The 11,314-nt window shown below is 52.4% G+C and carries 8 protein-coding genes; 5 read left to right on the forward strand and 3 right to left on the reverse strand.

The features are described from left to right. Positions 1-198: 198 nt before the first annotated feature. Entirely contained in the window at positions 199-540 is a 342-nt protein-coding gene (locus tag BLX24_RS32810; protein WP_071505673.1) for a hypothetical protein, read from the forward strand. Between the two features lie 26 nt (positions 541-566). Next, positions 567-734, forward strand: a complete 168-nt coding sequence (locus tag BLX24_RS32815) for a hypothetical protein (RefSeq protein ID WP_177225905.1) — start codon at positions 567-569, stop codon at positions 732-734. 50 nt (positions 735-784) lie between these two features. On the opposite strand, the gene BLX24_RS23575 is transcribed toward BLX24_RS32815, so the two are convergent. Both BLX24_RS23575 and BLX24_RS23580 read right to left on the reverse strand, forming a co-directional pair. Further along, complete coding sequence (locus BLX24_RS23575) at positions 785-2,020, reverse strand: chorismate-binding protein (protein ID WP_071505674.1); 1,236 nt, start codon at positions 2,018-2,020, stop codon at positions 785-787. 81 nt (positions 2,021-2,101) lie between these two features. Further along, entirely contained in the window at positions 2,102-2,524 is a 423-nt protein-coding gene (locus BLX24_RS23580) for a hotdog fold thioesterase (RefSeq protein WP_071505675.1), read from the reverse strand. 147 nt (positions 2,525-2,671) lie between these two features. On the opposite strand from BLX24_RS23580, the gene BLX24_RS23585 reads away from it, so the two are divergent. Both BLX24_RS23585 and BLX24_RS23590 read left to right on the forward strand, forming a co-directional pair. Beyond that, on the forward strand, positions 2,672-3,307 hold the full coding sequence (locus BLX24_RS23585) for a histidine phosphatase family protein (protein ID WP_071505686.1): 636 nt from the start codon (positions 2,672-2,674) through the stop codon (positions 3,305-3,307). Positions 3,308-3,444: 137 nt separating this feature from the next. Beyond that, positions 3,445-4,530, forward strand: a complete 1,086-nt coding sequence (locus BLX24_RS23590; protein ID WP_071505676.1) for a sensor histidine kinase — start codon at positions 3,445-3,447, stop codon at positions 4,528-4,530. A 7-nt stretch (positions 4,531-4,537) separates the two neighbouring features. Here the strand turns inward: BLX24_RS23590 and BLX24_RS23595 are convergent, their stop codons facing one another. Beyond that, positions 4,538-6,013 carry an ArnT family glycosyltransferase gene (locus tag BLX24_RS23595; RefSeq protein WP_177225906.1) on the reverse strand — a complete coding sequence of 492 codons (1,476 nt, stop codon included), beginning with the start codon at positions 6,011-6,013 and terminating at the stop codon, positions 4,538-4,540. A gap of 524 nt (positions 6,014-6,537) precedes the next feature. On the opposite strand from BLX24_RS23595, the gene BLX24_RS23600 reads away from it, so the two are divergent. Further along, positions 6,538-11,314: DUF6443 domain-containing protein (locus BLX24_RS23600; protein ID WP_143092776.1), on the forward strand; the 4,777-nt coding region annotated here is incomplete at its 3' end.

The raw sequence follows: 11,314 nt of genomic DNA on the forward strand, positions 1-11,314 counted from the left end.
TAAGCTGAGAAATAATTAGTTTAAGTCTGGGTTATCAGGAGTAAAGATACGAGAGCAGGCACGAGTGCCAAAAAAATAGTAACTTAGCTTCTCAGGACCATTCACTCAGTTCTTTTGCCACCCGCCTTAATAACGTGTTGAGGGCATTGAACCGGATAGTTACAAAGCAGATTTTTTACTTTAAAACCAAACAGAAAAATGGCGATTAAACACCTTTTCGAGCGCGATAATGCTGCATTGATGAGCCCTCGCCGGAGCGGTGCGTATTGGAATGATGGAATAACCGCAGCCGGACGTAGTGACGACGATCTGGATGATGACGACGATGATCTGGATGATGATGCAGATGATGACTTTCTCGATGAAGAAGACATTGATGACGAACTTCATGACGAAGACTCGCGTTTCGGTCGTGGCTTCGGTGATCCGGATAACGACGAATTTCTTGAAGAAACCGACTTCGACGACGCTGTGCTGGATTTCGAGGAGGAAGATGATGATTTTAAAGATGATGTCGATGATGACAGCAGTCTATATTAAGTAAACGTAAATAAATACACAACGTTATGGAAAATCAGAATAAGCAGGCAGAAACACCTGAGATCGATGAGGTAGCTCCTGACAGTGATACACAGTCGTCGGCAGCCAGTGCTCAGGGAAACCGTAACAACGCTGAACTGAGTAAGGAAAACACGGGCGGCGATGCTTCTGAAGATAAAGCCGAAGGAAATTGATATGGATTTTGCCCTTCCGGGAAGTTATAGACTTCCCGGAAGGGCAATGATTACGAAACTGTCAGGCACCGCAGCAGTGTCTGGCACTTCATTTCTGTTTCCTGCCACTCACGCTCGGGCACAGAATCTTCTGTGAGGCCCGCTCCGGCGTATAATGTTGCCTGCCGGTTTTCCAGCTTCAGGCAGCGGATGTGAACAAACAAATGACTTTCTTCCTGAATATTGACCGGACCTAAAAAGCCGCTGTAAAACTCGCGGTCGTAGCCTTCGTGTTGCTGAATAAACTGAAAGGCCGCCGCGCGTGGCATACCGCATACGGCTGAGGTCGGGTGCAGAAGCCGCAGCATAACCGTGCCCAGCTGCGGGTAATGAACGGCCCGGGTATTCACCGTGAAGTGGCTGCCCAGGTGCATCAGGTTACCGGCCTGAATGGTCCGGGGCCCTTCTTCGAGGTATTCTCTCAACCGGATTTTCTTAAAGCACTCAATAATATAGCGGCTGACCAGCGCCTGTTCTTCTATTTCTTTCTGTGACCAGAGGGCTTCGGCAGGTAGTTTTTCCGTTCCGTCGGGATGAAACGCGGATTGGGTGCCTGCCAGCGAAAGGGTCCGGAAAAAACCGTCCCGGTCAACGCTCACGAGCCGTTCGGGGGTAGCGCTGATCCAGATTTGCTGGTATTCAGGCAGCCAGACCGCCGAAATAAACGCTGTCGGATAGGCCTGACATAAGCGGTCGAACAGACGCAGGACATCGGGCTTCTGGCCGAACGTGATGGTCTTTGTTCGCGAGGCTACCACTTTCCGGAATCCGCCTTTTTTCATGTGGCTGACGGCCTCCGCCACAATCTCCTCAAAGCGTGCTTTTTCGGCAGGGTTATCGTTGGTGGTGAACGCGCTCAGGTCGCTGGCCGGTGCCTTGTCCACAGACAAAAGACTGCCGGTTGCCGACCACCACGATGCACTCGCCTCATTGGCCGGTTGCCAGTCAGTGCCGCCGGCCGTGGCGGAGAAGTGTAAATCGGCCCGTAAAAACAAGGCCTTAAACGGCGCACTATTCCCGTGGTCAAAATTGTCGAACCGGCTCAGAACAAACCCGGAAGACAGTTCGTCGAAATCGACGGGGGCTTCGGCCAGCGCTGATTCTGTCTGGAGAATCAGGTGCTTTTCATCTGCGTTCGGTAAGCGCCAGATAGCCGCCGGAAAGCCGGACAACCGGGCTGTCTGCCACAATTGGTCGGGTGTCGGCCACTGGGTACGCGTAAAAATATCTGTTGTTGTGACGTGCATGAACCATGAACCGCCTATACTGTTACGGTTAATCAAATAACAGTTTGTAAAACAAAAAAGTCACTGAACTTGTGAAAAAAGCTAAGTACGTACGGCAATGACAGCACAGGTCAGGCGGCTGACACAAACCGGCTTACCTTGTTCGTCGGTAATCCGGATGTCCCAGACGTGGGTGCTTTTGCCAACGTGAATGGGGGTTACGCGGCCGTATACCCAGCCGCTGCGCACGCCCCGGAGGTGGTTGGCATTGATCTCCAGCCCAACCGCATGGTGTGTTGTATGGTCATCAATCATCACAAATGACGCTACGCTCCCCAGGGTTTCGGCCAGGACCACCGAGGCCCCGCCGTGTAACAGACCCATTGGCTGATGGGTGCGGCGATCGACCGGCATACGGGCCACAATGTACCCCTCGCCGATCTCCGTAAATTCAATGCCCAGATGATCCCCGATCGTATTCGCATTGATGGCATTTAATTGCTCAAGTGTAGCCGTTGCTTTCATCTGAAATATATGGTTTTCAAGCCTGTATTCAGGCTTAACTTCTCGTTTATGCCTTTTTTGTGTATTTTTGCGGCTGCTTTGGTAACCCAAAGCCTGCTTACGGTAAGGCAAGATCATCCAACAAATCTTAAAAGCAAAGCTAAGCGCTTGAAATCAAAAACCATATTTTTAATCCGACACGGAGAAACCGACTACAACCGTCGGGGAGTTGTGCAGGGAAGCGGCGTGGACGCCGACCTGAATGATATGGGCCGCGCACAGGCTGCCGCTTTTTTTCAGGCCTATCAGCACGTTGCTTTTGACAAGATTTACATTTCGGCCCTGAAACGGACATTCCAGACCGTTGAGTCGTTTATCGGCCTGGGCTTGCCGTATGAGAAGTACGAAGGACTGAATGAGATTAGCTGGGGCGTTATGGAAGGCAAAGTGCCGAATAACTTCGATAACGAGTACTACCGCGACCTGATTGAACGATGGAATGCCGGTGAAACGTCGCTGACTACCGATGGTGGCGAAAGCCCCGAGCAGGTCCGCGACCGCCAGAAAGTGGTCATCGACCTGATTCTGTCACGTCCCGACGAAGAAACGATCCTGGTAGCCATGCACGGCCGCGCGATGCGGATTCTGCTGTCGTGGCTGATGAATCTGCCACTTGCCAATATGGATCAGTTCGAGCACAGTAACCTTTGCCTCTACAAACTGCGGTACGACTACGAAACGCAGCAGTTCTCGATTGACCTCAACAACGACAGCACCCACCTGCTGACATTAGCTATAGCCTAGGCGTCGGGAGCGGTAACCACTGCTCCCCGCCATGCCCGTTTTGTTCACCGTATTTTCCCGCTGGTGTATAACAAACAGCAATCTTTCGCAAAATCCCGTATATTCGCTAACTACTCAATTATGGGTAAAAGTGACTAATGGGATACTCAAAACATCAACTATATTGGTTTTGCCAAATCTTCGGCTGGACGCTCCTCATCGCTGTGGAGTATTTCGTCTATTGGCTTGAAGAAGGCTTCGACCCTGACATGTTCTATCTGGCCATTGCAAACATTGTGCTGGGTATAACGCTGACGCACCTCTACCGCCTGACGATCCGGCGCTGGAACTGGGTGCAACTGCCTTTCTTTCGGCTGGCCCCACGGGTGCTGGCTTCGGTACTGGTACTGGCCCTGGTGATGACGGTGGTCAACTTTCCGGTCGATAAGCAACTGCTGCCAGACATGATTCTGAACAATACGTCGGCCTTTCTGGCCTATATGCTGAGCTGGGGTAAGGTCATGCTGACGTGGGTGCTGACCTACACGGCCTATCATTATGTGGAGCAAAGCCGTGATGCGGAGATTGAGAAGATTCTGTTGAAATCGTCGATCCGGGAGACGGAGGCCAAGGTGCTCCGGTCGCAGCTGAACCCGCATTTTGTGTTCAATGCCCTGAACAGTATCCGGGCACTGGTTTACGAAGATCCGTCGAAGGCCCAGCAGGGCATTACGCAGCTATCCAACATTCTCCGCAATTCGCTCCTGGCCGATCGCCGCAAAACCGTCGAACTGCGGGAGGAGATCAAAACCGTTGAGGATTATCTGGCCCTTGAAAAAGTACGCTACGAAGACCGGCTGAAAGCCCACATTGACCTTGATCCGCGTACCCTCTACTGGCAGGTGCCGCCGATGATGCTCCAGACACTGGTCGAAAACGCGATCAAGCACGGAGTCTCGAAGGTGATGGGCGGTGGCTTTGTGGAGCTGACCTCACGGCTGGACGAACCCGATAAAGGCGATTCGATGCTGCACATCCGCATCCGGAACACCGGTAAGCTGGGCGACAAGGAAGAATCGGGTGGCTTCGGGCTGAAAAATACGGCCCAGCGGCTGGAGCTGCTCTATGGTAGTCCGGCTAAGTTTGACATTTATCAGGAAGCTGATGATGTCGTATGTGCGGAGGTCACGATGCCGATGCAGTCGGACAGCATCTTCCGCAAGGCCGATAAAGTAATGAGTTAGGTGATGACTATTGGCGGGGCAGGGTTGCGGCCCTGTCCTTCCGCATATAAAAGCCAATCCGGTTACCGCCCACCTGCTGATAGTTGTCGCCCAGAAACTGATAAAACCGTACGATATTCTGCGGTAGCATCGGAATCCGCTCCGGATGATTCTGATAAAACGCATACCGTTTTCCGGGGTCAAGCGGAGGGAGGTGCTCGCTGAGCGACGAATCCATAATGATCACCGGCGGGTTGCGCATGACTTCATCGACAAACAAATCGACCAGGGCCGGAGACGTATACCCCGGTGTATCCAGCGCCCACTGATAGATGAAGCGGGTGGGCGCTTTCCGGTCTGTCAGAAAATTCATACCATCCGGAATTCCCCATTCCAGAAAATACTCTTCCGGTGCCGTATATTGCAGAATGGCTTCGGCCATTTGTTCGCGGTGGCGGAAACGCTCATGATATTCATCTACATTGTGTAACGCCTCCCGAAGATAGAGGTATGGTTTTATGGTTGCGGCCATAGTCAGTACGCCCACAATTCCCCATCGCAGACGCGCGGTCAGTTTATCCTGCCAACGGGTTTCCATCCACATCCAGGCCAGGCCGATGGCCAAAGCACTAACCGGAAGCCAGGGAAGATAATAATGGCCGGCGATCCGGCCCGATAAGGCCGATAATCCGATTTCTACCGGTAATCCGATCAGGACAATCAACAAGCCCGTGAGCGGCAAGCTGCCGTACTTTTTCGTGAAAACGCTCCACAAGATTAGAAGGTAGGCAAACCCCGGCACCGTGCTTAGCTGAACGGAAGCCCAGCCGTTTAAGGCTGTTTTTACTTTGTCGGAGAACGAAACAGAAATATAGGCGAAGTTGTAGGTAAAGACGGCGTCATAAAATTCACTCCAGATACCTTTGCTGCCTATATACGCCGTCACAATGGCTGTTACGGCACCAAACCCCGCCATAAGCCCCCCGAACGATTGCATAATTACCGACGACGTACGGTCTCCTCTGAGCCATAGAATACCCGGAACAAGAGCATAGGTAATCCAGTAGCCTATCAGATTCTGCCGCAGAAAAAAAGCGATGCCGGCGCAAATGCCGATGGCTACATGCGTAAGCAGTTGCCGTCGTGGCTGACGTATACTGAGGTATAGGGCCAGTGTCTGAAACGGGAGCGCCCACTGTTCGGTCTCGTTGCCGTAGTCGTTCAGATAAAGAATGTTAATGAGGAAAAAGCCAGCTGCCAGCAGCCCGGCCGACGGGCTACCCAACTTTTTCAGCGTCAGAAAGATGAAGAAAGCTGCCGCCGTCGTAAAAAGCACCTGTAGGTAGATCACGCCCGCAATCGTTGGTTTAAGCCACAGGCCCAGCGCATTGATGTAATACACGAGCGGGGGTTTGTGGTCCCAGATATCCCGATAAGGCAGTTCGCCGCGTAAGATCCGTTGGCCGATGTAGGCAAAGACCCCGGAATCCCGTTGAGGCGGCATCAGCATAGCGGGTTTCATAATCCACCACACCACCCCGCCAATCAGCAGGCATATGAGAAGCAGGACCGCATTATGAAAAAGTGGGCTTGAGGCAGGCGCGTCTGTTGTGCGGTTAAGGAATACTCTGTTTGAAACTAACTGACTATCAGGTTGATGTGATTTTTTGCGATTTGAATTGTCTGGTGTTTTTGCCGACATAGGATTCAAGAAACAGATAAGTATACGAGGGTCATTTCTGCAAATATAGGATCATATAAATTATTTTTTTATTCGGTTGCCAGGATGCAATAAAGATTGCCGTTAGATAAAATACTTAAATGTAAATATGTTAATGTATTGTGTATTTTTTTCCTTTGGTGCAGAATCTGAAAGAAAGCGCTAACCGGTCGGTTTTTGGGTAGAGCGAGCAAATAAATAAGCCTGGAAAACCACATATACGGCTGATTATGAGTCGTCCATAAATCCAATACATAATGTCGACTGTATAGCGTCCTGCATGGATACTGTATACACCATTACTGCCTATGAAAACACATTACACCATAGACCGGGTTGCCGGTCGCTTGTTGTTAACCACACTTTGCTGGTTTGTCGCGCTGTTTGCCCATGCTTTTGGCGGGGTAAAGAACGGAGAAGACAACACAACTCCTGCCGGATACGCAACACGGCACTTGCCGGACATAAGGCCCCTTACTGCTCATGGTCTGAAAACATTGCCTGTCTCTGCTTTAGATTATGATCCCATTCGTTTCCGGCTAAAAGCGGATAAAGACAGCATCGTTGCAGGGGAAGAAGTAACGTTAACCATTACGGCTGATTTGTTGCCTGTTACCTCAGCAATGCTTTTCTTTTTCGAGGATCAGCGGGGTTTTAGCCTGAAGGTATTGTTCCCGAAAGGATTTGTGCAGACAGGCGGGGATTTTCAGGACGGTATTGGCGACTTGTTTAGTGCGGGAGGTAATACCCACCACGAATATACAATCAAGGGGTACTTTACCGAACTTGATACAGAGGGGCGTTTTACCCTTTTACGGGGTCCGAAAGATCCAGTGGTCAACGGCCTTTTTATGCGAAAAGGCGACCTGACGATTCATCCGAAAAACAGACCGGCGTTGGCCGCAGCCCGTGCGGCGGTTTCGTGTGATGTTGGCAGTCAGATTAAAGGCATATCCTACGCAAAGGCTGCAAACGGGTATACGTTACAGGTCATTATCCGGCCGGGGGTGACCAATGTGGCGTATAGCCTCGACAACGTAAACTTCAAAACTACCGGGCTACTGACTACTACCATCACCCAGGGCTATGTATTTGTCCGGTATACCGATAATCCGGCCTGTAAAGAGGCTATTCCCTATAATCTGTCGTCGAACCGGCTAGCCGATAAAACGGCAGCCGGTGCCTGTAATATAAGCGGCTTCTCCATCAGTCTAAACCGTGTTTGTAGCGTCCCTTCCGGCTTTACGGCTATTTCTGTAGATTTTCTGAATAGTCAGAACTGTAGCACCATTGAGGTATGGTGGAGGGCCAATGCGAGTGCTCCGTGGACAAACAGCGCTGTTGCAACTGGTAATGAAGGTATAACGCTGAGCGACTATGGCACAACGCCGACTATCTATGAAATTCAGGCCAAATGCTTATGTCAGAGCAGTAATTGGCAGGTTAGTAATTCAATTGTTATCGCCAATAGCCCCGTTATTCAGCCGCCGGTAACGGTTCCGTTTCTGAGTGGGTTACCGGCTTATCAGTGTGCCGGCACGCGGGCGTTGGCCGCGTTTGGGTGTAATCTCAATAATAAAGAAAAATTTGCCTTCAGTACAACAAATGGGGTCATTTTTGACCTGAATACAGACGGAACCCTGTGGGCACCGAAAGATGCACAGGGTATAAGACCGTTCTATGTCAGTTGCAGCAATGAGTGTGGCATAAATCCGGGGCTTTCGTCAGCAAATCAGGTATCCGGATCAACAACAATTATCAATCCTCAGATTTCAGTGATTGCCGGTACCGATGTCCTGACAACTGTTACCGGGGTTAATGAGGCCGAATCATTTACCATTTGTGCCGGTGCTGCGCGGACACTACAAGGCGATTTTTGTCCGGCCGGATCATTGTACTTTTATCAATACGAGGGCTTAACGTTCCCGATACAGAATAACTACGCAACGGCCGTCGCCACATTACCGTATGGCCCTCCGAAAACGTTTGTGCTGAACTGTACGATCAATGGGTTCGGCACCTGTTCGCGGAATATTACCCTTGCTCCGCAACCCGCACCGGATGCACCATCAATTGCCGGTCCGGCCAACCGTACGTTAGCGGAGGGCATGGTCGTATCGCTGACAGCAACCGGAAGCTGCCCCGCTAATACCATCTATTGGTATTCAGGCACAAATACACTGGCTGGAACCGGGGCAATTCTGCCGGTAACGGTTTCTGACACAAAAGGCTACTACGTAAAATGCGTACAACAGCCCTGTGACAGCCCTTTTTCTAATACCATCACCATTACGAAAAGTAATACCCTGACGGTTGGTGGCCGGCTGATCGGCTATGTAGATGCCCCCGATTGTGAGACAATTGTAGGCTGGATCGCCGACCGCGACAACCTGAATACGCCGGTTGAAATCCGGATTCTGGTCAATAATGCCGAACAGGTCCGGATGGTGCCTAACTGGTTCCGGCAGGATGCCGCCGACGCAGCAGGTTGCCCAAGCTGTACGACACCGCTTGGCATCCGGTGGAAAATGCCGGATCAGTTTCTGGATGGGGTGGCCCGGCAGGTCGATATAAAAGTAGTAGCTACCGGACAAAGCCTGATTGGCGGCCCGAAAAGCTTCGCCATGCAGAAACTGAACACGCCCGTTATTGCCGGGCCTGCCAACACAACCGTTACCAAAAACAGCCTCTTTTCGCTTTCGACCGCAACGAGCTGTGCCGGCCTGATCAGGTGGTATAGTGCTGCCGGTTACGTTGCGCAGGGGAATCCGGTAAGTATAACAGCCATACAGTCGCAGATTTATGTTGCCCGGTGTGAACAAAACGGCTGTTCAAGCCCGAATTCGAACAGCCTTGCCATTACCGTAACCGAAAGCCCCGCCTGTGACATTACCGTTAACGGGTTGCCGGCGTCCAATACAATCCTGATCGGTTCGCTACTCAGTGTAACGGCCGTTCGGTCGGCCGGGATGAGTCAGACTGCGCCACTGATCTGGACCGGTCCGGCAGGCAGTAAGTTCTTTGTACAAAGCCCCACCAATACAACCACAACGAGCTATTCTGTAACGGGCGATGTAGTTTACACCGCACCTGACGCTATCGGTACGTTTCCGCTGCGTATTCAGCCGCAGGGGACCAGCTGTTTTAAAGAGGTGTCGCTCACGGTTAAGCCGTTTGCCTGTGGCTGTACCGACTGTGATTTACCGGCCCTCGCCGTATCCGACAATCTATCGGTGGTTCATTCGGCCTCCAATGCCCAGAACTACGTGGCCGAAACTGTCTACCTCAATGCCGCCGCCACAGAGTTTAACCAGGCTGTTTCGTATTTTGATGGCCTCGGCCGGCCGCTTGAGCAGGTACAGGTTGGGGCCGGTGGTGGTGCTTATAACCCCGGCCAGGATATTGTGTCGATCCACGAATACGATGCTTTCGGGCGCGAAGTCCGGAACTACCTGCCCTACAGCGCTGCTTCTACCGGCGGCAGCTACCGGCCTGTCGCCTTAACCGCAGTAATCGGCGAGTACTACGCCAATACACTGCAACGAACCGGCAATGCCTTTACGGCTATCGGTTACGAAGCGTCGCCGCTGAACCGGCTCATCAGTCAGACCGCGCCCGGCAGCAGCACGGCCGTAACGATCAGTTACCGGACAAATACCGTGGCCGATGCCGTCAAATCGTTGAGCTATGTGTTTTCGACTTCGGCCGTTACCGTGTCTGCCTATGCGGCCGGGGTCTTGTTCGTAACCGAAACCACAAACGAAAACGGCCAGAAAACAACAGAATTCAAGGATATTGAGGGGCGCGTGGTATGCCGGGATATAGCCGGTCTGCGAACTGTTTATGCCTACGACGATTTTGGCCGGTTGCGGTGTGTGGTACCGCCCAAAGCGGCTGCATTGCTGACCGGCACCGGATTTAATCCGTTCGATACTGCCCACGACCTGCTGTTTGGCTACGACTATGATCATCGGGGGCGGCAAATCCGCAAGCGGGTGCCGGGGGCGGGCGTATCGGTGATGGGCTATGACCTGCGCGACCGGCTGATCCGTATGCGCGACGCCAACGCCACTACCGTTGTAACCACCTATGATGCCCTCGACCGGGTTATCAGCACGAGCATTGCGGGTGGGCAGCCACTGACCGAAACCTATTACGATAGCTACACCTTTGCCGGTAGCCGCACGTTCGATCAGGCACACGCCTATGCACAGCCTCAACTGACAACCACGCAGGGAATGATGACCGGCTCTAAGGTGTGGGGGCTGGGCAACGCCAATACCCTGACGCTGACAACGGTTATGTATTATGATGTCCTGGGGCGCGTTATCCAGACACAGGCCGACAATCACCTGGGGGGCGTGGATAAGTCGTCATCCCGACTCGATTTTATTGGCCGTGTGCTGGAGTCAAAGCTGACTACTATCAACAATGTAACGGTTGAAACCCGGCAGAGCTACGACCGTGCCGGTCGGCCCAAAGCCGTTTGTCAGCGGGTGACCGATGCGGCGTCTGCCGCCGCCAATACAGCCGGCCAATATTGGGAGCCGGTGGCGCGGTATACCTACAATGGCCTTGGCGAGCTGACCCGCAAAACGCTGGGATGCAGCCTGCAGCACCTGGACTATACCTATCAGATGCGCGGGTGGCTGACCGGATTGAATCAGCCCGCCGATCTTACGCAAAATGCCGACAAAGACCTGTTCGGGATGAGCCTGAGCTATGACGGGATCGGAAACATTACGACCTGGACGTATCGCTCGGGGCAGAAACAGGGCCTCTATGCGGGCAGTAATACCCTGACACAGAACCCGCTGATGGGCTACAGCTTTGGCTACGATAGTCAGAACCGGCTCAAAAGCGCTACCCTGACGCAGCATACTGCCACAACGGTGTTTACGATGGGTGGCAACGACGGTGGCAAAATCAGTTACGACGACAATGGCAATATCCTGAACCTGAGCCGGACATTCAGCGGCACCCTGGTCGATAACCTGAGCTACGGCTATGTGACCAACACCAACCGCCTCAGCGGAGTGACCGATGCGGGACAGCGCAATGCCGGCAACGGATTTTTTAACCAGA

This window comes from Arsenicibacter rosenii (assembly GCF_001870735.1).
Lineage (GTDB): Bacteria > Bacteroidota > Bacteroidia > Cytophagales > Spirosomataceae > Arsenicibacter > Arsenicibacter rosenii.

Coding starts and splice junctions, on each gene's coding strand:
- BLX24_RS32810 (WP_071505673.1), top strand. CDS start 199: ATGGCGATTAAACACCTTTTCGAGCGCGATAATGCTGCATTGATGAGC.
- BLX24_RS32815 (WP_177225905.1), top strand. CDS start 567: ATGGAAAATCAGAATAAGCAGGCAGAAACACCTGAGATCGATGAGGTA.
- BLX24_RS23575 (WP_071505674.1), bottom strand. CDS start 2,020: ATGCACGTCACAACAACAGATATTTTTACGCGTACCCAGTGGCCGACA.
- BLX24_RS23580 (WP_071505675.1), bottom strand. CDS start 2,524: ATGAAAGCAACGGCTACACTTGAGCAATTAAATGCCATCAATGCGAAT.
- BLX24_RS23590 (WP_071505676.1), top strand. CDS start 3,445: ATGGGATACTCAAAACATCAACTATATTGGTTTTGCCAAATCTTCGGC.
- BLX24_RS23595 (WP_177225906.1), bottom strand. CDS start 6,013: ATGCCGCCTCAACGGGATTCCGGGGTCTTTGCCTACATCGGCCAACGG.